The organism is Achromobacter sp. 1011791174, from assembly GCF_059760925.1.
The window spans coordinates 50,755-74,183 of sequence record NZ_JCBANH010000015.1; the positions used below are offsets into that span (position 1 = coordinate 50,755).

Genomic DNA, 23,429 nt, shown 5'->3' on the forward strand with positions numbered 1-23,429 from the left:
TTATGGGCGCTGGGCTTACAGTCCTTTGCTTCAATTTCGCGCAGTGTTGTTTTCATGTAAATCTTATATAAATCAAAGACTTGCTATGAAAATGCTGGCTCTGGGGCCGATGGGCGCACAAGGCCCTGAACAAGGTATGATTGCGGCCCGCCCCGTATGCCCTGTGGACAGGTATGCACCGGAAAGCCTTATGACAATTGAGTTCTCGGTCACAAACAACGTATTCGCGCGGGATATCCTGACGGTTGCCCAGCTGAACCAAGCCGTGGGGCAGTTGTTGGAGCGCAGCATCCCGGCAATATGGGTGCGCGGAGAGATTTCCAACTTCACGCAGGCGGCTTCCGGGCATTGGTACTTCACGATCAAGGACAGCCGCGCCGCCGTGCGGGCGGTCATGTTCCGCAGCCGCGCCAGCGCGGTAGGGTTCGTCCCTCGGGCCGGCGACCAGGTCGAGATCCGGGCGCGCGTGTCGCTGTACGAACCGCGCGGCGACTACCAGTTGCAGGTCGACGCCATGCGGCGGGCCGGGCTGGGCAACCTGTACGAAGCCTTTCTGCGGCTCAAGGAGCAACTGGCGTCCGAGGGGCTGTTCGACCCGGCGCGCAAGCGCGAGCTGGCGCCGCTGCCCCGGGCGATCGGCGTGATCACCTCGCTGCACGCGGCCGCGCTGCGCGACGTGCTGTCGGCGCTGGCCCGGCGCGCGCCGCAAGTTCCCGTCATCATCTATCCGGCCCCGGTGCAGGGCGCCGACGCGGCCGGCCGGCTGGCCGCGCAAGTGCGGCTGGCCAATCAGCGCGCCGAAGTGGATACCCTGCTGCTGGTGCGCGGCGGCGGCAGCATTGAAGATCTCTGGAGCTTCAATGACGAGGCGCTGGCGCGCGAGGTCGCGGCCAGCGCCATTCCGGTGGTCAGCGGCGTGGGCCATGAAACCGACTTCACCATCGTGGACTTCGTGGCCGACCTGCGCGCGCCCACCCCGACCGCGGCGGCGGAGCTGGCCTGCACTCCGCGCGGCGAGCTGCTGGGCCGCGTCATGGACGCGGCGCGCACGCTGGCGCGCGGCCAGCAGCGGCGGCTGGAGCGGGCCGCCCAGCGCCTCGACCGCGCCGCCGGCCAGCTGGTGTCGCCGGCGCAGCGCCTGGAACATCAGCGCGAGCGCCTGAACAGCCTGGGCTTCCGGCTGGCGTCCGCCTGGTCCGCGCCGCAAGGCGCGCGCAGCGCGCGCGTCGCCTTGCTCGCGCAACGCCTGGAACATCGCAAGCCCGATACGCGCCGCGCGGCCGAACGCGTGGCGAACGCCGCGCGGCAACTGGGCCAGGCCCATGCGCGGCTGCGGCTGCAGGCGCGCAACCGGCTGGCCGCCGCCGGCGCGCAGCTGCGCGCGCTGGATCCAGGCAATACGCTGGCGCGGGGATATGCGATTGCCCGCGACGCGCAGGGACGCATCCTGCGCGATGCCGCCAGCCTGCAGCCCGGACAGGCGCTGGAGTTGCGTTTCGCGCGCGGCGGCGCGCAGGCCGAAGTCACCGAGGTTCGGCCGGAATCCGACGCGTCCTGAACAGGATGCCTGGTCCGGGCCGCAAGCGCCCGGTTCGACAGTCTCTTGCAAGGCAAACCATGCTGCGAAAAGCGATTGCTTGGCCCTTCGCCGGCCTGCTGGCCGTTGGAACGATAGGAACCCCGGCCTGGGCCGCTTCGGACGCCGCCGCGCTGGGCGTTCCTTTCGAGGTGCCTCTGGCGGACAGCGCGGTGCCGGTGCCCGCGCCACCTCCGCCCGTGGCGCGGAAGGAGCCGGCCCGGGACTGCGATTGCCAGTCGCCATACCGCGACTATCCCAAGGCGGAAACACCCGAGGCGCGGGCCTTGTTCGAGGCCGCGCGGGCCAACGACGAGGCCGCGTTCACGGCCGCCCTGGCCGGCGTGCCGCATCCCGGCGACTATGCCGACGACGGCCGGCCGTTGCTGCACGTGCTGCTGATGCCGCCGCGCGGCCTGCGTTCCAAGCATGTCTATTGGGACATGCCGAAGGACGAAGCAGCGCGCCTGCGCGACGAGCACCGCGCCGCGCTGCCGGCGCGCACGCGCATGCTGGCGGCGCTGCTGGCCACCAAGCCGGCGCTCAACGATGCCACGTACCAGTCGCGCCGCACGGCGCTGCAACTGGCGCTGCTCTATGGCTCGCCGCAGATCGTGGACATGCTGCTGGCGGCCGGCGCCGATCCGAACCAGGCCGGCGACGAAGGACGCAAGCCGCTGGAGTTCCTGCTTGATCGCGATTTCGAGTTCGCGGTCCGCATGACCTATCTGCCGCGTCTGGTGGATCGCCCGGACATGGCCCGCATGGTGCAGGCGCTGCTGAAGGCGGGCGCGCAGCGGCCCTTCCTGGGGCTGGACGACGCCAAGCCGGGCGGCGCGAGCGCGCTGACCGACGCTGCCGGCGAGCCCAGGCGCATGGCGGATTTCCTGAGCTGGAATCCGCTGGTCGAACTGACCGAGGGCGGCGACGTGCTGCGGGCCTTCGCCGCCACCGGCACGCGCCCGGCCTTCGACAACGAATTGAGTCCGCTGGCGCTGGCGGCCTACACCGGCAATGCCGGCGCCGTGCCGGCGCTGATGGAGCTGGTTCCCAGGACCGTGCCGGCGACCGGCTATGGCGAGAAAGGCGTGCGCGATGTGTGGCTGGATGCCGCGCAGGCGGCGGTGATTGGCGGTCATCCGGAGATCGCCGTGCAATTGCTGCAGGCGGGCATGCCCTACGCGCAACGCGGTCCTCTCACCGGGTCGTCCAATCCCCTGTTCCTGCGCGTAGAGGGCGGCGACCGTCCGATCATGAATCTGGCCGCGCAGCGCGGCGACACGGTCACCCTGCGCCGGTTGGTGGAGCTGGGCGCGCCGGTCGAGGGCGACGCCGGCGAGCGCCATGGCAATACGCCGCTGGCCGAGGCGGTGGCGCGGCGGCGGCCGGAAGCGGCCCGGATCCTGCTGGCGGCCGGGGCCGATCCGGCCCTGCAACGGGACAACTACGACAGCCGTTCGGCGCTGGAACAGGCGGTGACGGCCGGCGATACCGCGCTGTTGCGCGAGTTGCTGAAAGCGGCGCGGCCGGACACCTTGCAGGCCCTGATGCGTCATCCGACCCGCTCGCCGGTGCTGCTGGCCCTGAAGCAGCCGGGAGCCGACGGGCTGGCCATGCTGCGGCTGTGGGTGGACGCCGGCTTCGACCTGAAGACGCTGGACGCGGATGCCATCCGCCAGGCTGTGAGCAGCAGGAACGAGGCGCTGGCCATCTATCTGATCGATGCGGGCGTGCCCGTCAATCCGCGACCGCCGGCGGCGGCCGGTGGCGACGGCGCGTCGCAGGACCATGCCGACGAGCCGCCGCTGCTGGCCGCCGCGATACTGCGCCAGGACGCCATCGTCGACCGCCTGCTGGCCAAGGGCGCAGACCCGGCCGGCCTGGCCTCGGACGGGCAGAGCGCGCTGTACTGGCTGATCGCGCAAGGCAATCAGGCCGGGCTGGACCGTCTGCTGCGCGGCGGCGCGCGCCTGGACGATCCGCGCCTGCCCCTGGCGCCGGCGCCTTACGCCCTGATCAACGCCGCCGCCGGCTCCGGCGACATTGCGCTGGCGCGCCGCGTCGCGCAGGCCACGGGGCAGGGGCTGGACCGCGCCTGCCTGCCCGATGGCGGCGAATTCCGTCTGCTCGACGGGCCCGGTTATTTCGCCGGCCTGCAGCAACTGGGCTTCAACGGCGGCCCCGCCGACTGCGGCGCGCCGTTGGGACGGCGCGTGCTGGCGGCCCTGTTGCAGGGCCGTGAGCTGATCGTGGCGCGGCGCGACACGGCCGTGGACGTGCTGCGGCGGCTCAAGGCTGGCGGCACCGACCTGCAGGCGCCGCAGGAAGATGGCGAAACGCCGTTGAACGCCGCCATCCGACTCGGCCGCAAGGATCTGGCCGACGCGCTGCTGGCGGCGGGCGCCGATCCCGATGCACCCGATCTCCAGGGCCGCAGCCCGGCCTGGACCGCGCTGGAGACCGGGCAGCCCGAGATGCTGGCCCTGCTGGCCACGCACAAGGCGCGCTTCACGCAAGTCGCCGCGCCGCCGGGCCAGGACTTCGCGCAGATCCTGCTGTGCCAGGCCGCGCCCGCGTTCAACGAAGCGCTGGCCGCGCAGGGCGTGTCGCTGCAGCCGGCATGTCCGGCGCAGGCTGCGGCGCCGCACGGCCGCGGCGTGAGCAAGGCGGTCAGCAAGTCGGCCGCCCGGCAGCGGCTGCCGGGCCATTACTACCTGCAAGGCGTGCGCGAGGTCGGTAGCGAACTGGTGCTGTCCGAGGACGGCAGCTTTGACTACCTGATGAGCTACGGCGCGGTGGACATCAGCGCCAGCGGCGCCTGGCGCAGCGACGGCAAGCAGGTCTACCTGGACACGCCGCCGCTGCAACCGTTCTCGGCGCTGGCGGGCGTGCGCGCCGGCGGCGAGCCGGCCCGGCCGGAAAATCTGACCGTGCGCGTGTACTACCAGGGCAGGCTGGTCAGGGCGGATGTGGCCATGTCCTCGGCCAGCGACGACTATGCCGGCGCGCCGCGCGAGTCCGAAGGCGAGGACGGCGTCAGCGCGCCTGTTGCCTCCGCTGGCGAGCTGCGCGCGCTGGCCGTGTTCGTGCCGCTGCCCTCGGGCGCGCGCTGGCATTTCGTCGACGTGTCGAAGCTGGATCCGGCTGCGCGGGCCATCCGCATCGACCTGGCCTTGCCGCAAGCCGCGTCGGCCTCGCCGCTGCATATTTCAATGACGTTGCGCGAAGATGGCTCGCTGGTGGAAACGCGCGGGGGCAGGGTGTTGCGTTACGCGAAAGAGTAACGTTCGCATTTGCGCGCCGCGACCCGCGCCGGCGCGCATTTGCTCATGCCCGCTTAACCCGCGCCAGCTCGGGGTTAAGCCGGTATCCTCATTGTCTTGCCGATACAATGGACCGGCTTGATCGTGCTCTCAACAGAAGGAACCATCACATGGCACACACTCTTCCCCCCCTGCCTTACGAACTGGACGCCCTGGCTCCGCACATCTCCAAGGAGACGCTGGAGTTCCACTACGGCAAGCATCATCAGACCTACGTCACCAACCTGAACAACCTGATCCCCGGCACGGAATTCGAAAACCTGTCGCTGGAAGAGATCGTGAAGAAGTCCTCGGGCGGCATCTTCAACAACGCGGCTCAGATCTGGAACCACACGTTCTACTGGAACAGCCTGGCTCCCAAGGCCGGCGGCGCGCCGAGCGGCAAGCTGGCTGACGCCATCAACGCCAAGTGGGGCAGCTTCGACGCTTTCAAGGAAGCCTTCAACAAGTCGGCCGCCGGAAACTTCGGCTCGGGCTGGACCTGGCTGGTCAAGAAGGCCGACGGCTCGGTGGACATCGTCAACACCAGCAACGCCGCCACCCCGCTGACCACGGCCGACAAGCCGCTGCTCACCTGTGATGTGTGGGAACACGCCTACTACATCGACTACCGCAACGCCCGTCCCAAGTACCTGGAAAACTTCTGGGCGCTGGTGAACTGGGACTTTGCCGCGAAGAACTTCGCCTGATCCCGCTTTATCCGCCGGACGCCCGCGCCGCCTTGCAGCGCGCGCGCCACGCCGGACCCGGACCCCTCGGCCTTGCCGAGGGGTTTTGTTTTTTCGCGGGAGGCGCGAAAGAACTTTATTGAAGGTTTTGTATCAATGGAACTCATTGATAACGTGAGGTTTTTTCAATCGCCCTGTCGATTGTCGAGTTCATTGCATCGAATTACCTGAGAAACAGCCTTTTCTTTAGGGTTTCCCCTAAAAATGCCGAGCGCTATTGTTGGCGCCAGTCCATGACTGAACCTCGGAGCCGGGGACTGCGGCGTAGCCGCCATAACACCGGGGTAGATCACGGGAAGGGAAGCATGTTGCGGTTATTTTCTGGTCTGCGTATCGGCGCCCGCCTGTCGGGCGCATTTTTAATTGTGGCGGTGATAGGCGGCGTGATCGGCGCCTTCGGCGTCTGGGGACTCGCCAGCATCAACGAAATGAACGACCGGCTCTATGACACCGAGCTGCGCGGCGTTTCGGATATCAAGGAAGCGAACATCAACCTGATCTACGCCGGACGCGCGCGCACCGGGTATCTGGCCGCGACCAGCGAGCAGGAGCGCAAGGCGCTGCGCAAGCAGTTTGACGATGCCGTGCAGACCATGGACAAGCTGCGCGACCGCGCCGGCCAGACCTTCCAGACCGACGAAGGCAAGCGCCTGCTGGCGCAGTTCATCGAGATCGAGAACACCTGGAAGCGCGAGGCCCAGGACTTCTTCAGCGCGGCCCAGTCGCAGGCGCTGACCCAGACCGATGCGGCCGTCAAGGAAATAGAGAAGCGCGTGGTGGTCTCGTCGCAGAAGCTGGACGATCTGATGACGGACCTGGCCGTGAGCAAGGAAAAGGCCGCCGCCGTGTCGGTGCAGGCCGGCACCGACCTGTACGAACGCATGCGCGCGCTGATGATCACGCTGGCGGTGCTGGGCGTGGCCATCGGCATGTTGCTGGGCTGGCTGGTCACGCGCGGTATCGTGCGGCCGTTGCAACAGGCGGTGAACGCCGCGCGCCAGGTCGCCGCGGGCGATCTGACCACCGACATCAAGGTGGCCACGCGCGACGAAACGGGCGACCTGATGGGCGCGCTCAAGGAAATGAACGAAAGCCTGGCTCGCATCGTGCGCGACGTGCGCGACGGCTGTGAGAGCATCGCCTCGGCGTCCTCGCAGATCGCGCAGGGCAACTCCGACCTGTCCCAGCGCACCGAGGAGCAGGCTTCCTCGCTGGAAGAGACGGCCGCGTCGATGGAAGAACTGACCAGCACCGTGCAACAGAACGCCAACAACGCCAGCCAGGCCGACCGCCTGGTCGAGCAGGCCTCGGCCGTGGCGTTGCGCGGCGGCGAAGTGGTGGACGGCGTGGTGCAGACCATGAGCGCGATCTCCGACAGCTCGCGCCGCATCGCCGACATCACGGGCGTGATCGACGGCATCGCCTTCCAGACCAACATCCTGGCGCTCAACGCGGCGGTGGAAGCCGCCCGCGCCGGCGAACAGGGACGTGGTTTTGCCGTGGTGGCGGGCGAAGTGCGCACGCTGGCGCAGCGCTCGGCGGTCGCGGCCAAGGAAATCAAGGCCCTGATCGACGAATCGGTCCAGCGCGTCGAAGGCGGCACCCGTCAGGTCGACGAGGCGGGCAGCACCATGCGCGAAGTGGTGGACAGCGTGCGCCAGGTCGCCACGCTGGTGCGCGAGATCTCCAGCGCATCGGCCGAGCAGTCCTCGGGCATCGGCCAGGTCAACCAGGCCGTGGCGCAGATGGACACCGTGACGCAGCAGAACGCCGCGCTGGTGGAAGAGGCCGCCGCGGCCGCCGCCAGCATGCAGGAACAGGCCGGCCGCCTGGCGCAGGAAGTGCGCCGCTTCAAGGTGGAAGCGGGCGATGCCGGCGGTTCGGCGCGCGAGGCGCAGGCGCGCCTGGTCCAGGCCAGGCCCGTGGTGGCCCGTGCGGTGCCTGCGGCGTCCGCCGCGCGCAAGCCGCAGGCCCAGCCCGCGCTGGCGCATGCCGGCGAGGACGACTGGTCCACGTTCTGAGCGGTCAGGCCCGCCGCCCGCCCGCGGGCCTGTGGGCTGGCGGTCAGCTTGCGATGGTAAGGTGACCGCCATGAACCCATCCCATCCCTTGCGCCGCGCCTATGCGGGCGCGCGCCATCTGGCGCGCCGCAAGCTGCGCCAGATCAACCGGCTGTCGCGCAAGAGCGTGCAGATGGGCCTGTTGCTGGGCGGCGCCGCGCTGGTCGCCCTGGTATCGCTGGGCTTTGCCTGGCTGGCCGACAAGGCGCTGGAATGGAATCGCGCCTGGGTCGGGCACAGCGGCTGGCTGGCGCTGCTGATCCTGCCGCCGGCGCTGGCCGCGCTGCGCTGGCTCACCTTGCGCTTCGCGCCCAACGCCGCGGGCAGCGGCATCCCCCAAGTCATCGGCGCCTTGTCGCTACCGCCCGGTCCGGGGCAGACCAGCCTGGTCTCGCTGGTTCAGGCGTTGTGGAAAGTGCCGCTGGCCTTTTTGGGCATGCTGGCTGGCGCCTCCATTGGCCGCGAAGGCCCGTCGGTGCAGGTGGGCGCGGCCGTGATGCTGGCCTGGGGCGATTTCTGGAAGCGCCGTGGCCTGCGACTGCGCGGTTTCCACGCCAATGAACTGATCGCGGCCGGCGCGGCCGGCGGGTTGGCCGCGGCCTTCAACGCGCCACTGGCCGGCGTGATCTTCGCCATCGAGGAGCTGGGCCGGGGCACGGTGCTGCGCTGGCAGCGGCTGGTGCTGATCGGCGTGCTGGCGGCCGGCTTCCTGGTGGTGGCGGTGGCCGGCAACAACCCGTACTTCGGCGTGTTCGCCGGCGCGCCGCTGAACCAGGGCATGCTGATGTGGGTGCTGGTCTGCGGCGCGCTCAACGGTGCGCTGGGCGGCATCTTCGCCCGCCTGCTGGGCAAGGGCGCGGCGGGCGCCGCGCCGCGCAGGTGGCGCGCCTGGATCCGGGCGCATCCCGTCTGGACCGCGTTCATCATGGGCCTGGCGCTGGCCCTGATCGGCCTGTGCACGGCCGGCAGCGTGTATGGCACGGGCTATGGCTCGGCGGCCGGCCTGTTGTCGGGGAACGACGGCGTGCCCGCCGGCTTCGGGCTGGCCAAGCTGGCGGCCACCGTGGCGTCCTACTGGGCCGGCATACCTGGCGGCATTTTCACGCCGGCGCTGACCACCGGCGCCGGCATCGGCCATCACATCTGGCAATTGGCCGGCGATGGCGTCGACCAGCGCGTGCTGGTGCTGCTGTCGATGGCGGCGTTCCTGGCGGCCGCCACGCAGGCGCCGCTGACCGCCAGCGTGGTGGTGATGGAAATGACGGGCAGCCAGCCCATGCTGTTCTGGCTGCTGGTGGGGGCGTTGCTGGCCTCGGGCGTGTCGCGTCAGTTCTGCCCGCAGCCGTTCTATCACCTGGCCGCCGGCCGCTTCCGGCGCCAGGCGCTGGTCGAGGCGGGACGCGCGGCCAAGCCGGTCGCGTCGCCCGTGAGCGGATCCTGAGCGCGGTACGCTGACTGAACATCAGCCGGACACCGTCCGCGAGGCGGACACACCTTGCAGGCACCAAATTGGCGCGAAATGGGCTGCGTTAAGATCCTGCGATCCGATCGGAAGATCCCGTTTTCCTTACTCTTTCAGAGCGACTCATGACCGTGCATGCCTATATCTGCGATGCGATCCGCACTCCCTTCGGCCGCTACGGCGGCGCCTTGGCGTCCGTGCGGCCGGATGATCTTGCCGCCGTGGCCATCAAGGCCCTGGTAGCCCGCAATCCCGGCGTGCGTTGGGAAGAGTTGGACGATGCGATCCTGGGCTGCGCCAACCAGGCCGGTGAAGACAACCGCAACGTCGCCCGCATGGCCACGCTGCTGGCCGGGCTGCCCATCGAGGTGCCGGGCGCGACGGTCAACCGTCTGTGCGGTTCGGGCCTGGACGCCATCGGCGGCGCCGCGCGCGCCATCCGCGCCGGCGAAGCCGGCCTGATGCTGGCGGGCGGCGTGGAAAGCATGAGCCGCGCGCCCTTCGTCATGGGCAAGGCCGACAGCGCCTACTCGCGCAGCGCCGCGATCTACGACACCACCATCGGCTGGCGTTTCATCAACAAGCTGATGAAGGCCCAGTACGGCGTGGACTCCATGCCGGAGACCGCCGAGAACGTGGCCGACGACTTCAAGATCAGCCGCGAAGACCAGGATCTGTTCGCGCTGGCCAGCCAGCAAAAGACCGCCCGCGCGCAGAAGGAAGGCTACTTCGACGCCGAAATCGTGCCCGTGTCGATCGCGCAGAAGAAAGGCGATCCCATCATCGTCTCCAAGGACGAGCATCCGCGTGAAACCACGCTGGAAGCGCTGGCCAAGCTCAAGGGCGTGGTCCGCGAAGGCGGCAGCGTGACGGCCGGCAACGCCTCGGGCGTGAACGACGGCGCCGCGGCGCTGCTGCTGGCCGACGAAAAGGCTGCTGCCCGCCACGGCCTGACGCCGCGCGCGCGCGTGGTCGGCATGGCCACCGCCGGCGTCGCGCCGCGCATCATGGGCATCGGCCCGGCGCCCGCGACGCGCAAGGTGCTGGCCCAGACCGGCCTGACGCTGGAACAGATGGACGTGATCGAGCTGAACGAGGCCTTCGCCGCGCAAGGCCTGGCCGTGCTGCGCCAACTGGGCATCGCCGACAACGATCCGCGCGTGAACCCGAACGGCGGCGCCATCGCCCTGGGCCACCCGTTGGGCGCCAGCGGCGCCCGCCTGGCCACCACCGCCATCAACCAGCTGCACCGCACCGGCGGCCGCTACGCGCTGTGCACCATGTGCATCGGCGTCGGCCAGGGCATCGCGCTGATCATCGAACGCGTCTGACCAGGCAACGCGCTCGCCAACCAGCGAGCGCGCAAGCAAAAAGGGAGCCGAAAGGCTCCCTTTTTGCGGCACGGCATATGTCGATGCACCGTGCATCAGCGTTCCAGCAAGCTTCCCATCACGCACGCCAACGCAGCCACCGCCATCCGGGCCGCGCGGAGCCGGCTTTGCCGGTCCGCAGCGGCGCCCTTGAGGGAGAAGCGCGTAGCGCTTCACGGGTGGGCCTGCCCTCCGGTCCGCAGCGGCGCCCCTGGGGGAAGCGCGCAGCGCTCGGGGGGGCTCCCTACGGCAATCCGTCGATCTTGCGGCCGGCCTGGATGCCGTGCTGCTCGTACCAGCCCTGCGCCATTTCCAGCGCGTAGCGCACCGGCTTCTTCGAGCAGTGCGGGTCTTCGGTCTGCGGCGCCATGTCTTCGATATTGACGATCGTGCCATCATCGGTGATGAAGGCGATCGACAGCGGCAGGAGCGTATTGCGCATCCAGAAGCACTGCACGTCGGGGTTCTCGAACACGAACAGCATGCCGTCGTTGCCGGGCAGTTCGCGACGGAACATCAGGCCGCTGCGACGGCTCTCTTCCGTGTTGGCGACTTCTGCGCGGATAATGTGGATGCCGGCGGACAACTGCGTGCGCGGCAGTTCCGGCTGCGGGCCGGTCTGCGCGCCGGCCAGCGCCGGCAGGGCGAGCAGGGCGGCGGCCAGTGCCGAACGTCCTGCCTCAAACAGCGTACGGCTTACAGGATTCGATACGGCGGTCTTCAGCATATGCGGGAACGGAAATAAGAAAATAACAAGGCGGGGCCCGAAAGCCCCGCCTGGGATAATGGCGCAACCCGGAGGTTGGGCTATATAGGGTAACTCAGGCAGCAGTGATATTGAGCGCTTGCTTGCCTTTGGGCCCTTGGATAATCTCAAAGGCGACTTTCTGACCTTCCTTCAGGGTTTTGAAACCATTCATCTGGATGGACGAAAAGTGGGCGAACAGATCTTCTCCGCCGTCATCGGGCGTAATGAAGCCAAACCCTTTCGCATCGTTGAACCATTTGACGGTGCCCGTCGATTTGGGATTGTCCCCTTGGACGGCGGTTGCGGTCGTATCAGACATGCGGACTGCCTCATTGAATCGTATGTTTGACAGAAGGGCATCGCGGCCGAAACCCCTTACCCCCTCCGGCCTCCTGGCAGCTTTTCAGCGAGCTGAAAACCCCAGAATGCGTGGATAATGCGCCGCTTTTCTTCGGTGAGTCAAGTATGGAAACTACGCATTTCTACGTGTAATTTTGAGTAAGTTGCATGCAAACCGTCCCCAGTTTAAATAGAATACCCGCGCTATGAGTTCTACCTTGGATACCCAGCACGATCTGGCCGTCGAGAAGGCGCCGGCACGCGCCGCGCCGCCGCCGATGTACCAGGTGCTGCTGCTAAATGACGACTACACGCCGATGGAGTTCGTCGTGAAGGTGCTGCAGAAGTTCTTCAACAAGAACCATGAAGACGCGACGCGGATCATGCTGCAGGTCCATCACGAAGGGCGCGGCGTCTGCGGCGTCTACCCGCGCGATGTCGCGGCGACGCGGATCGCCCAGGTGGCTCAGTACGCCCGGGCGCGCCAGCATCCGCTGCAATGCGTGATGGAGCCCGTCTAGGCAGCAAGGAACCAAGCCGCCGCCAGTGATGGCGGCGCCGCGTTTTCCGGTCAATGAAAACGCGGGCCGCGCAATGAGAGGCGCGCGGCGTCATGCAGGTCGGCAGCTCCGCCGCAAAGGAGCGTTGCAGTCGAGCAAACGGGGAGGTTTGCCGTGAGTGGAAAGAACAGCAAGTCCTGGCTGGCGATCGCCGGCGCAATAGTCGTGGCCGGCGCCGTCGGCGTGGGCTGGTGGGTGGGGCAGGGGCGCACGCCGTCCGATGCGGGTCCGCCCGCCGCGTCCACGCCCGCCGCGACGTCCTCGCCGGCTGGCAGCTCCCCCTCGCCGCAGCCGGCATCCGGCGACGCCAAGCCGGCGCTGGCGGCGACCGCGACGGTCGGCAAGGCAGATCCCTTCGCCGCGTTGAACTGCCAGTCGCGCCAGTTCCGCGACAGCCTGGCGCTGGCGGTGACCTTCACCCAGCCGGTCGACGCCAAGGCCGAGCTTGAAGGCTTCCTGCAGGTCACGGACACCGGCTCGAGCTCGGGCAAGGCCGACCAGGACAACGAGTCGGCGGCCAGCGCCGGCGACAAACCCATGTCGGTCAAGAGCGGCGACGCCGCGCCCAAGGGCAAGATCGTCAAGGGCAGCTGGGTCGTGGGCGACAACCCGCGCATGATCTATTTCCCCTACGTGCAGCCGCAGCGCTCGTACTCCATCGCCCTGCGCGCCGGTCTGCCCGGCATCGAGAAGGCCACGCTGGTCTCCTCGTCGCATTGCGAGGTGAGCACGGAAGCCATGCCGCCGTCGTTCTACTTCGCCAGCCGTGGCGTGGTGCTGCCCGCCGGCCAGAACGGCGGCCTGCCGGTGGCCACGGTCAACGTGCCCGAGGTCGATGTGCAGTTCCTGCGCGTCGAGCCGGACCGCGTGCCCGAACTGTTCGATTCCGTGCTGGGCCTGGGCCGCAGCGCCTCGTCCTCCGACGATGACGGCGTCGACTACGACGGCGAAGACGGCTGGCGCTATTCCGACAACCGCAGCCTGAAGGGCTCGGTCAGCAACTGGGACCTGGACCGCCTGAACACGCTGACGACCAGCGTTTACCAGGGCCGCTTCGTCACCGACGACAAGCCGAACCGCCGCCACGTCACCTTCCTGCCGGTCGAAGGCATCAAGGAACTGCAGGAGCCCGGCATCTACATCGCGGTGATGAGCCAGCCGGGCCGCTTCCGCTATGAATACCAGGTCAGCTATTTCTACGTCAGCGACATCGGCCTGCACGCCCGCCGCTACAGCGACCGCATCGAAGCCTATTCCGTCTCGCTCAAGAGCGGCCAGGCCATCTCCGGCGCGGTCTTCGAGCTGGTCGACGGCGCCGGCAAGTCGCTCGCCAAGGCGGCGGCCGACGGCCAGGGCCATGTGCGCTTCGAAGGCAGCTTCACCAATGCGCGCCTGATCCGCGCCTCGCGCGACAAGGAAATGACGGTGCTGGCGCTGGCCGAGCCCGCGCTGGACCTGTCCGAGTTCGACATCGGCGGCCATGTGTCGCGTCCCAACAACCTGTTCGTCTACGCCGGCCGCAATTTGTACCGTCCCGGCGAGACCTTCCATGTGTCGGTGCTGCCGCGCGACCTGGACGGCCGCGTGATGCCGCCGTCGCCGCTGACCGCCACCATCAAGCGCCCCGACGGCCGCGTGGTGCAGACCACGCTGTGGCAGCCCGCGAAGGACCTGCAAGGCTACGTCGAGCGCGCCATCGATCTGCCGCCGGACGCCCAGACCGGCACCTGGCTGCTGGAGCTGCGCGTCGACCCCGCGTCGCGCGCTCCGGATGCCTCGTGGAAGTTCCAGGTCGAGGAATTCCTGCCCGAGCGCATGAAGATGACGCTCGATACGGAACAGCAGGTGCTGAGCCCCGACGACGAGCTGTCGATCGATGTGCAGGGCGATTACCTGTACGGCGCGCCCGCCGCCGGCAACCGCCTGCTGGCGACCTTCCAGGTCAAGCGCAACCGTGTTGCCCTGCCGCAGCAATGGCCCGGCTTCATCTTCGGCGACGTGGCCGATGACTCGCGCCGCACGTTCGGCGAGCTGCCCGAACTCGCGCTGGACGACGACGGCAAGGCCATCATCGAAGTGAACCCGAACACCGACGGCACGCATTCGCCCATGAAGGTGCGCGTGTCGGCCAGCCTGCTGGAATCGGGCGGCCGTCCGGTGGTGCGTTCCATCGAGCGCGCCGTCTGGCCTGCCGACACGCTGATCGCCGTGCGTCCGCAGTTCGACGGCGACGTGGCGCGCGAGAACGCGCCCGCCGTGTTCGAAGTGGTGCGCGTGACGTCGGCCGGCGAGAAGGCTCCGCTGGCCCAGGCCCAGATGCGCCTGTACCGCGAGGAACGCCAGTACTACTGGCGCTTCGACGACCAGCGCGGCTGGAACAGCGGCTACACCGAAACCGAGGAACTGCAGGATTCGCGCGCCATCGCGCTGAACGATCGCGCCCAGCTGACCGTCAACGTCAAGTGGGGTCGCTACCGCCTGGAAATTTCCGATCCGGAAACCGGCGAAACCATGCGCTACCGCTTCTACGCGGGCTGGAACGCGCAGGACGCCGACGCCATGGGCAACCGTCCGGACCGCGTGCAGATGAAGCTCGAGGGCGTGCCCGCCAAGCCGGGCGACAGCGTCAAGCTCACGCTGACGCCGCCGCATGACGGCCAGGCCCTGGTGATGGTCGAGGGCGACCGCATGCTGTGGTCCACCTGGGTCTCGGTCAAGGCGACCGGCACGCAGGTCGAGATCCCCATCGACAAGGCCTGGAAGCGCCACGACCTGTACGTCTCGGCCGCGGTGTTCCGTCCCGGCAGCGAAGGCGACCGCGTCACGCCGGCGCGCGCGCTGGGCCTGACCTATCTGCCGATCGCCAGCGCCGACCGCAAGCTCGACGTGAAGATCACCGCGCCGGCCAAGACAGTGCCTGAAACCAAGGCCAGCATCCGCGTCAAGGTGGACGGTGCCCAGGGCAAGCAGGCCATGGTCACGCTGTCGGCGGTGGACGTCGGCATCCTGAACATCAACCAGTACGCCACGCCCAACCCGCTGGACTTCTTCTTCGGCAAGCACCGCTACGCGCCCGAACTGCTGGACATGTACGGCAAGCTCATCGAGAAGATGGACGGCACCAAGGGCAAGCTGAAGTGGGGCGGCGACGCCGCCATGCGCGGCGACAGCAAGAGCCTGCCCAAGAAGGTCAAGCTGGTCGACCTGTTCTCGGGCGTGGTCAAGCTCAACGACAAGGGCGAGGCCGACATTCCGCTGGACCTGCCCGACTTCAACGGCACGCTGCGCCTGATGGCCGTGGCATTCACCGCCGACAACTTCGGCAGCACCGACGCCGAAATGGTGGTGGCCGCGCCCATCGTGGCCGAGCTGAACACGCCCCGCTTCATCACCCCGGGCGACCAGTCCGCGATCGCGCTGGACGTGACCAACCTTAGCGGCTCGCCGCAGAAGGTCACGGTCAAGCTCGAGGCGCTGGATCCGCTGGCCATCGTCGATGGCACGCGCACGGTCCAGTTGAAGGACAAGCAGCGCGTCACGCTGCGTTTCACCGCCACCACCACCGGTTCCTACGGGCTGGGCCTGATGCGCCTGACCGTGGACGGACAGGGTGGCGCGCAGCCGCTGCGCATCGTGCGCGAGTCCGTGCTGCAGGTGCAGCCCGCGCACGCCGCCGAGCGCCAGGTCCGCCGCCTGCGTCTGAACCCGGGTGAAAGCCAGTCGCCGCAGGCTTCGTGGATCTCGTCCTACTATCCGGATTCGACCACGGTCAGCCTGACCGTCTCGAACCGGCCGCCGTTCAACGTCAATCGCCTGGTCGAAGGCCTGCTCAACTATCCGTATGGGTGCACCGAGCAGACCATCAGCGCGACCCTGCCGTGGGTGCTGATCGACGAGGACGCCGCCAAGCAGTTCGGGCTCAAGCCGCGCACGCAGGCCGAGCGCGAAGCCAAGGTGGCCGGCGCCATCGGCCGCCTGTCCGGCATGCGTAATGCCGTCGGGTCGTACAACCTGTGGGGCGGCAGCTCATCCTCGCGCGACGTGTGGCTGACGGCCTACGCCGTGGGCTTCCTGCAGGATGCCCGCGACCATGGCTTCACGACGCCCGAGGTCTCTCTGGACCGTTCGCGCCAGTGGCTGCTGGAGCAGGTGCAGCAGAGCGCCAACGCGTTCGGCACCTGGTCGGCCAATCTGCGCAAGAGCGTCGACTCGGGCCGCATCGACAGCAGCTACGTCGACACCCTGCGCGAAGACCATCGCCGCTTCGCCGGCCTGGCCACGGCCGCGCTGGTCCTGGCGCGCGACAAGAAGGCGCCGCTGTCCACGGTGCGCCAGCTCTACGACAACTATCAAGAGCGCGCGCGCTCGCCGCTGCCCCTGGTGCAGCTGGCGGTGGCGTTCAAGCTGATGGGCGACGAAGGGCGCATGAAGGCCGCGCTGGATCAGGCCATGGCGCGCGAGTACGGCATCGTCCGTCGCAGCAACAGCTCCTACTACGACGAGTGGATGGGCGACTACGGCAGCAGCGTGCGTGATTACGCGCTGGCCTATGCGCTGATGAGCCAGTACGGCCTGAAGCATGACCGCAGCGAAGTGTTGCTGTCGCAGCTGACGAACCGCCTGGGCAACCGTTCCTATCTGTCCACCCAGGAACAGATGGCCCTGCTGCTGGCGGCCCGCGCGATCGGCGGCGACAAGAACACGCCGTGGGAAGCCGCGCTGACTGTCAACGGCGTGCGCAAGCCGCTGACCGGCGGCAAGGCCGACGCCACGGTGTCGCTGGCGCCCGCCGATCTGGCCTCGACGCAGCTGACCAACAGCGGCAGCCAGTCCCTGTTCGTGGAGTATGACATCCAGGGCAGCCCGACCGTGACGCCGTCTCCGCGCAGCGATGTGATCCAGCTCAAGCGCGGCTGGTACCGTCCGGATGGCCGCGCATGGGACGGCGGCACGCTGCAGACCGGCGACATGCTGGTGGTCTGGGTGCAGGCATCCTCCAACCAGAACATCCCGGATGCGCTGCTGGTGGATCGTGTGCCGGCCGGCTTCGAGGTCGAGAACATGAACCTGTCGCAAAGCCCCGAGATGCAGGAATGGACCATCGGCGGCGTGCGCGTGGCCGACGCGATGTCCAATCCCAACATCAAGCACCGCGAATTCCGCGATGACCGGTATGTGGCGGCGGTGGCGCTGGGCCGAGGCAAGGTGGACGTGTTCTACCTGGTGCGCGTCGTGACGCCGGGCCGCTACGCGGTGCCGTCGACAGTGGCGGAAGACATGTACCGGCCGGAAATCCGTGGCGTGGGCGAACAATGGAGCACCGTGGAAATCCGCGATCGCGGCGCGAAGCGTCCTTGACCGCCCCGGCCACCTCCACGGCGGGCGCCGCGCGCGCCCCCCGCTGGCGGCGGCGCGGCATCCTCGCGGCCAGCGTCCTCCTGACGCTGGCCGCGTTGTTATTCGCGCTGGACCGCCTGTTCCCGCTGCCGCCGATCGATTCCGGCGGCGCCGCCGTGGTCGTCTCGGCCGACGGCACGCCGCTGCGCAACTATCCCAGCCGCGACGGCATCTGGCGCTATCCGGTCACGCCGGCCCAGGTGTCGCCGCGCTACCTCGAAACCCTGCTGACCTACGAGGATCGCTGGTTCTATTGGCACCCCGGCGTCAACCCGGTGGCGCTGGCGCGCGCCGGCTGGCAGTGGGCCACCAACCGGCGCATCGTGTCCGGCGGCTCGACGCTGACCATGCAGACGGCCCGCTTGATCGACCCGCAGCTGGCCGGCAAGCCGTCGCGCACGATCTCGGCCAAGCTGCGCCAGGCCTGGCGCGCCGTGCAGCTGGAAATGCACTACAGCAAGGACGAGATCCTGTCCCTGTATCTGACGCATGCGCCCATGGGCGGCATCGTCGAAGGCGTGGAAATGGGATCCCGTCTATGGCTGGGCAAGCCCGCCAGCGACCTGAGCCCGGCCGAGGCAGCCATGCTGACAGCCTTGCCGCAGGCGCCGTCGCGGCTGCGTCCCGACCGCCATCCGCAGGCGGCACAGGTGGCGCGCGACAAGGTACTGGACCGCATGGTCGAGCGCGGACGCTGGACGACTGAAGCGGTCGCCGACGCCAAAATCGAGAACGTCATCGCGCCGCCGCTGCGGGCGCGCTGGCTGGCGCCGCTGGCCGCCCAGCGCCTGTTGTTGGAGGCGGGCGGCCCGCGCCGGCGTCCCGGCGAGCGTCCGCCGCTGGTCGCGTCCACGCTGGACGCGGACATGCAGGCTTCGGTCGAACGCATGCTGCTGGACCGGGTCGACAATCTGCCGCCCAAGGTGTCCATGGCAGTGTTGGTCATGGACAACGACAGCCTGGAAATCAAGGCCTACGCGGGGTCGGCGGATTTTTCCGATGATTCCCGATACGCGCACGTGGATATGGTGCGCGGCGTGCGTTCGCCGGGTTCCACGCTCAAGCCCTTCCTGTATGCGCAGGCGCTGGACGAAGGGCTGATCCATTCGGAAAGCCTGCTGATCGACGCGCCGCTGTCCTTTGGCGGCTATGCGCCGGGCAATTTCCAGGCCGCCTTCTCGGGGCCGATCAGCGTGGCGCAGGCGCTGCAGCGGTCCCTGAATGTGCCGGCCGTGGACCTGCTGGACCGTGTCGGACCGGTCAGTTTCGCCTCGGTTATGCTGGCGGGCGGGGTGCGTCTGCGCCTGCCGGCTGGCGCCGAGCCCAACCTGAGCTTGATTTTGGGCGGAGGCGGCACCACATTGGAAGAGCTGGTGGGCGCCTACCGGGCGCTGGCGCGCGGCGGCCTGTCGGGGCGTCCCCGGTTGCGGCCGGAGCAGCCCCGGGTGGAGTCCCGTATGATGAGCGCCGGAGCCGCCTGGATTGTCCGGGACATCCTGGAAAGCGGCGGCCACCCCGACCGCCCGTTCTATGAATCGGGCAATCAGGGGCGGCGGCTGGCCTGGAAGACCGGCACCAGTTTCGGTTTCCGCGATGCCTGGTCGGTCGGCGTGACCGACAGATGGACGATAGGCGTGTGGGTCGGTCGTCCGGACGGCACCCCCAATCCGGGCTTTTTCGGCGCCAATGTGGCGGCGCCGTTGCTGCAGGACATCGTCGCGGCCTTGCCGGAAGGCGCGCCGCAACCCCGGATCCGGCCCGCCACGGTGCAAGCCGTCGTGACGTGCTGGCCGCTGGGCTACCGGTTGGGCAGCGGCCCGACCGACGCCTGCCCCGAGCAGCGCGCGGCCTGGGCCCTGAACGACACGGTGCCGCCGTCCTTCGCCGGCTACGCCGACGTCACCCAGGGGCCGCTGCGCCTGGGCGGCGTGTCGGCCGGGGCGGTGCTGCGGCCCGTGCCGGGCAGCCGGCAGGTGGCGCTGGACGTGGACGCGCAGGGCGCCGAAGGTGAGGTATGGTGGATGCTGGATGGCCGGGTCGTTAATCATGGCGCGGCGGCTCATCCGTTTAAATTAGTGTTGGCGCAGGACGGCCGGTATACGCTTACGGTCATGGATACCAAGGGGCGCCACGATAGTGTGGTTTTTGAAATCTCTGGTGTTACGCCATGATCGGCATAGAATATGAATCGTGTATTTGACCGCTTCGATGCGTCATCGGAGGAAGCGTGATTTCTCAAGAGCTTGAAGTCAGCCTGCATATGGCTTTCGTCGAGGCCCGTTCGGCCCGGCACGAATTCATCACCGTCGAGCATCTGCTGTTGTCCTTGCTCGACAATGCTTCGGCCGTCGAGGTTCTGCGCGCCTGCGCCGCGAACCTGGACGACCTGCGCCGCAACCTGCGCCAGTTCGTCTCGGAAAACACGCCCGTGATTCCCAGCGGCGCGGAAGTCGACACGCAGCCCACGCTGGGTTTCCAGCGCGTGATCCAGCGCGCGATCATGCATGTGTCGGCGGGCGGCACCGGCAAGAAACCCGTCACGGGCGCCAATGTGCTCGTCGCCATTTTCGGCGAAAAGGACTCGCACGCCGTCTATTACCTGCAACAGCAGGGCGTGACGCGCCTGGACGTGGTCAATTTCCTGTCGCATGGCATTACCAAACAGCCACAGGTGGAGTCCGCCGCCGTGCAGAAAGAGCAGCAGAGCAACGGGGAAGACCAGGGCGAATCGCGTCAGTCGCCGCTGGATCAGTATGCCAATGACCTGAACGCCGCCGCGCTGGCCGGCCGCATCGATCCCCTGATCGGACGCGAGCACGAGGTCGAGCGTGTCATCCAGGTGCTGTGCCGCCGCCGCAAGAACAACCCGCTGCTGGTCGGCGAGGCCGGCGTGGGCAAGACCGCCATCGCCGAGGGCCTGGCCTGGCGCATCACGCGCGGCGAAGTGCCCGAGATCCTGCAGGCCTCGCAGGTCTACGCGCTGGACATGGGCGCGCTGCTGGCCGGCACCAAGTACCGCGGCGATTTCGAGCAGCGCCTGAAGGGCGTGCTCAAGCAGATCCGGGGCAATCCCGACGCCATCCTGTTCATCGACGAAATCCACACGCTGATCGGCGCCGGCTCGGCCTCGGGCGGCACGCTGGACGCGTCCAATCTGCTCAAGCCGGCGCTGTCCTCGGGCCAGCTCAAGTGCATCGGCGCGACCACCTACACCGAATACCGCGGCGTCTTCGAGAAAGACCACGCGCTGTCGCGTCGATTCCAGAAGATCGACGTGCCCGAGCCCAGCGTCGAGCAGACCGTGCAGATCCTGCGCGGCCTGAAGAGCCGCTTCGAAGAGCATCACAACGTCCGCTATTCGTCGGCCGCGCTGTCGGCCGCCGCCGAACTGTCGGCGCGCTACATCAACGACCGCCACCTGCCGGACAAGGCCATCGACGTGATCGACGAGGCCGGCGCCGCGCAGCGCCTGCTGCCGCGCTCGCGCCAGAAGAAGGTGATCGGCAAGGTCGACATCGAAAACATCGTTTCCAAGATCGCGCGCATTCCGCCGCAGTCCGTCTCCAACGACGACCGCAGCAAGCTCGCCACGCTGGACCGCGACCTCAAGACCGTGGTGTTCGGCCAGGACAACGCCATCGAGGCGCTGTCGGCCGCCATCAAGATGGCGCGTTCGGGCCTGGGCAAGCCGGAAAAACCGATCGGCGCCTTCCTGTTCTCCGGCCCCACCGGCGTGGGCAAGACCGAGGTCGCGCGTCAGCTGGCCTTCACGCTGGGCGTGGAGCTGCTGCGCTTCGACATGTCGGAATACATGGAGCGCCATGCCGTGTCGCGCCTGATCGGCGCGCCGCCGGGATACGTGGGCTTCGACCAGGGCGGCCTGCTGACCGAGGCCATCACCAAGCAGCCGCATTGCGTGCTGCTGCTCGATGAAATCGAGAAGGCGCACCCGGATGTCTTCAACATCCTGCTGCAGGTGATGGACCATGGCACGTTGACCGACAACAACGGCCGCAAGGCGGACTTCCGCAACGTCATCCTCATCATGACGACCAACGCGGGCGCCGAGACCCTGAACCGTCCTTCCATCGGTTTCGCCAATTCGCGGGTGGTGGGCGACGAAATGGCGGAAATCCGCCGCATGTTCACGCCCGAGTTCCGCAACCGCCTGGACGCGATCATCCCCTTCGCCGCGCTGGACCGCGAAATCATCCTGCGCGTGGTCGACAAGTTCCTCATGCAGCTGGAAGACCAGCTGCATGAGCGTCGCGTCGAGGCCGTGTTCACCACGCGCCTGCGCGAGCACCTGGCGAAGGAAGGCTTCGATCCGCTCATGGGCGCGCGGCCCATGCAGCGCCTCATCCAGGACACCATCCGGCGCGCGCTGGCCGACGAGCTGCTGTTCGGCAAGCTGGTCGACGGCGGTTCGGTCACGGTGGATCTGGACGAGTCGGGCAAGGTCACGCTGGATTTCGAGGACAGCGGCAAGCCGCCGTCCTCGGACGCGCCCGACAAGCAGGAAGTCGAACTGGTTGACTGATGGCCGCGGACAGCAGCCAGCCGCTGATCGAGTGCGAACACTGTGCCAGTATCTATCGCAGGCATGAGCTCGAACACGGCGAAACCGCCAGTTGCACCCGCTGCGGCTCCACCTTGTGGCGCTACAGCGGGCTGACCCTGTCCAATTGGTTGGCGCTGGCCATCACCGCGCTGATCATCTTCGGCATCGCCAACGCCTATCCCGTCGCATCCATGTCCGTCCAGGGCATGGTGCAGCAGGCCTCCTTGCTCGACGCTGTCGCCATCACCTGGCGGCAGGGCCACGAGATCGTCGCCGTGATGACCGGATTGTCCGGTTTCGTGCTCCCCTTGTTGCAGCTGTCCGTGCTGCTGTGGGTGCTGGGCCCCTTGTCGCAAGGACGCGAACCGCGCGGGTTCCATCAAGCCATGCGCCTGCTGGGGCTGCTGCGGCCCTGGTGCATGGTGCCGGTGTTCCTGTTGGGCGTGCTGGTGGCGGTGGTGAAACTGGCTGGCATGGCCGACGTTTCGCCTGGCATCGGCCTGGCCGGTTTCGGCCTCCTGACCGTCCTGCTAACCATTTTGGGCCGCCTGTCGCCCCATGTGATCTGGCGTTACGCCGAGACGGCTGGCGTGGTGCCGGTGCATGTGCCGCGGACCGGGCCCGACAGCGTGCTGACCGGTTGTCATGTCTGTGGACAGGTCCAGGCGCTGCCGCGCGATGGCGATCCCGAGGCCGACCATCACTGTGTGCGCTGCCATGCGTTGGTCCACTACCGCAAGCCGGATCATCGGGCGCGCAGCTGGGCGCTGCTGCTGGCCGCCGTGGTGTTCTACATTCCCGCCAACGTGCTGCCGGTGATGCAGGTGCGCTCGGTGCTGGGGGGCGGCGCGCACACGATCCTGGGCGGGGTGGTTGAACTCTGGGCCATGGGCTCCTGGGATATCGCGCTTATCGTCTTCATCGCCAGCGTGGCGGTGCCGCTGACCAAGCTGCTGGCGCTGGTGCTGCTGTTGCTCACCGAGCAGTGGGGCAGTTCCACCAACTTGCGGCCGCGCACGCGCCTGTACCAGATGGTTGAATTCATCGGGCAGTGGTCGATGCTGGACGTTTTTGTCGTTATATTGCTGGCCGCGTTGGCCGATTTCCAGGGATTGATGGAAATCAGCGCGGGCGGCGGAGCGGCGGCCTTCGGCGTCGTGGTCATCCTGACCATGCTGTCGGCCATGAGCTTCGATCTGCGCCGCAGCTGGGACCTGGAAGGTCATGCGGAGCTGGATGATGTACCGCAGGTCGTGGGTGGCCACAAGCCGCCGGCGGCGGCAGCCGAGCGCCAGGCATAGTCCC

Annotated in this window: 13 protein-coding genes; 11 read left to right on the top strand and 2 right to left on the bottom strand. The window is 68.0% G+C overall.

The genetic code is table 11. The features are described 5' to 3' along the window. Window positions 1-190: 190 nt before the first annotated feature. From xseA to pcaF, 6 genes are all read left to right on the top strand, one after another. Window positions 191-1,558, top strand: coding sequence for an exodeoxyribonuclease VII large subunit (xseA, locus tag AC6LJ5_RS08060; RefSeq protein WP_392408918.1), 1,368 nt, complete (start codon window positions 191-193; stop codon window positions 1,556-1,558). A 59-nt stretch (window positions 1,559-1,617) separates the two neighbouring features. Then, window positions 1,618-4,860 carry an ankyrin repeat domain-containing protein gene (locus AC6LJ5_RS08065; RefSeq protein ID WP_498140215.1) on the top strand — a complete coding sequence of 1,081 codons (3,243 nt, stop codon included), beginning with the start codon at window positions 1,618-1,620 and terminating at the stop codon, window positions 4,858-4,860. A 149-nt stretch (window positions 4,861-5,009) separates the two neighbouring features. Continuing rightward, window positions 5,010-5,588, top strand: a complete 579-nt coding sequence (gene sodB / locus AC6LJ5_RS08070) for a superoxide dismutase [Fe] (RefSeq protein ID WP_103275156.1) — start codon at window positions 5,010-5,012, stop codon at window positions 5,586-5,588. Window positions 5,589-5,932: 344 nt separating this feature from the next. Continuing rightward, window positions 5,933-7,648 (top strand): methyl-accepting chemotaxis protein, encoded by a 1,716-nt coding sequence (locus tag AC6LJ5_RS08075; RefSeq protein ID WP_103275155.1) that lies wholly within the window; start codon window positions 5,933-5,935, stop codon window positions 7,646-7,648. 70 nt (window positions 7,649-7,718) lie between these two features. Further along, window positions 7,719-9,128, top strand: coding sequence for a chloride channel protein (locus AC6LJ5_RS08080; protein ID WP_498140216.1), 1,410 nt, complete (start codon window positions 7,719-7,721; stop codon window positions 9,126-9,128). 146 nt (window positions 9,129-9,274) lie between these two features. Beyond that, window positions 9,275-10,480, top strand: coding sequence for a 3-oxoadipyl-CoA thiolase (pcaF, locus tag AC6LJ5_RS08085; protein WP_392408913.1), 1,206 nt, complete (start codon window positions 9,275-9,277; stop codon window positions 10,478-10,480). A gap of 283 nt (window positions 10,481-10,763) precedes the next feature. Here the strand turns inward: pcaF and AC6LJ5_RS08090 are convergent, their stop codons facing one another. Both AC6LJ5_RS08090 and AC6LJ5_RS08095 read right to left on the bottom strand, forming a co-directional pair. Then, entirely contained in the window at window positions 10,764-11,246 is a 483-nt protein-coding gene (locus AC6LJ5_RS08090) for a DUF192 domain-containing protein (protein ID WP_103275153.1), read from the bottom strand. A 94-nt stretch (window positions 11,247-11,340) separates the two neighbouring features. Further along, entirely contained in the window at window positions 11,341-11,586 is a 246-nt protein-coding gene (locus AC6LJ5_RS08095; protein WP_006220277.1) for a cold-shock protein, read from the bottom strand. 226 nt (window positions 11,587-11,812) lie between these two features. Here AC6LJ5_RS08095 and clpS point away from each other — a divergent pair, with 226 nt between their 5' ends. The 5 genes from clpS (at window position 11,813) to AC6LJ5_RS08120 (ending at window position 23,425) form a co-directional block, all read left to right on the top strand. Next, window positions 11,813-12,127 (top strand): ATP-dependent Clp protease adapter ClpS, encoded by a 315-nt coding sequence (gene clpS / locus AC6LJ5_RS08100; protein ID WP_103275152.1) that lies wholly within the window; start codon window positions 11,813-11,815, stop codon window positions 12,125-12,127. Between the two features lie 153 nt (window positions 12,128-12,280). Next, on the top strand, window positions 12,281-17,524 hold the full coding sequence (locus tag AC6LJ5_RS08105; RefSeq protein ID WP_392408912.1) for an alpha-2-macroglobulin family protein: 5,244 nt from the start codon (window positions 12,281-12,283) through the stop codon (window positions 17,522-17,524). Next, entirely contained in the window at window positions 17,479-19,734 is a 2,256-nt protein-coding gene (pbpC, locus tag AC6LJ5_RS08110; protein WP_498140217.1) for a penicillin-binding protein 1C, read from the top strand. Before AC6LJ5_RS08105 ends, pbpC begins: the two co-directional genes overlap by 46 nt. Before the next feature lie 56 nt (window positions 19,735-19,790). Then, window positions 19,791-22,103 (top strand): ATP-dependent Clp protease ATP-binding subunit ClpA, encoded by a 2,313-nt coding sequence (gene clpA, locus AC6LJ5_RS08115; protein WP_103275149.1) that lies wholly within the window; start codon window positions 19,791-19,793, stop codon window positions 22,101-22,103. Then, window positions 22,103-23,425: a paraquat-inducible protein A gene (locus tag AC6LJ5_RS08120; protein ID WP_498140218.1), complete on the top strand. Its 1,323-nt coding sequence runs from the start codon at window positions 22,103-22,105 to the stop codon at window positions 23,423-23,425. Before clpA ends, AC6LJ5_RS08120 begins: the two co-directional genes overlap by 1 nt. Window positions 23,426-23,429: the final 4 nt, after the last annotated feature.

What these genes read in the sequence shown, in the direction of transcription:
- sodB (WP_103275156.1), top strand. Translation starts at nt 5,010, where the DNA reads ATGGCACACACTCTTCCCCCCCTGCCTTACGAACTGGACGCCCTGGCT.
- clpS (WP_103275152.1), top strand. Translation starts at nt 11,813, where the DNA reads ATGAGTTCTACCTTGGATACCCAGCACGATCTGGCCGTCGAGAAGGCG.
- AC6LJ5_RS08095 (WP_006220277.1), bottom strand. Translation starts at nt 11,586, where the DNA reads ATGTCTGATACGACCGCAACCGCCGTCCAAGGGGACAATCCCAAATCG.
- AC6LJ5_RS08075 (WP_103275155.1), top strand. Translation starts at nt 5,933, where the DNA reads ATGTTGCGGTTATTTTCTGGTCTGCGTATCGGCGCCCGCCTGTCGGGC.
- xseA (WP_392408918.1), top strand. Translation starts at nt 191, where the DNA reads ATGACAATTGAGTTCTCGGTCACAAACAACGTATTCGCGCGGGATATC.
- AC6LJ5_RS08120 (WP_498140218.1), top strand. Translation starts at nt 22,103, where the DNA reads ATGGCCGCGGACAGCAGCCAGCCGCTGATCGAGTGCGAACACTGTGCC.
- pbpC (WP_498140217.1), top strand. Translation starts at nt 17,479, where the DNA reads ATGGAGCACCGTGGAAATCCGCGATCGCGGCGCGAAGCGTCCTTGACC.
- AC6LJ5_RS08065 (WP_498140215.1), top strand. Translation starts at nt 1,618, where the DNA reads ATGCTGCGAAAAGCGATTGCTTGGCCCTTCGCCGGCCTGCTGGCCGTT.
- AC6LJ5_RS08090 (WP_103275153.1), bottom strand. Translation starts at nt 11,246, where the DNA reads ATGCTGAAGACCGCCGTATCGAATCCTGTAAGCCGTACGCTGTTTGAG.
- pcaF (WP_392408913.1), top strand. Translation starts at nt 9,275, where the DNA reads ATGACCGTGCATGCCTATATCTGCGATGCGATCCGCACTCCCTTCGGC.
- AC6LJ5_RS08080 (WP_498140216.1), top strand. Translation starts at nt 7,719, where the DNA reads ATGAACCCATCCCATCCCTTGCGCCGCGCCTATGCGGGCGCGCGCCAT.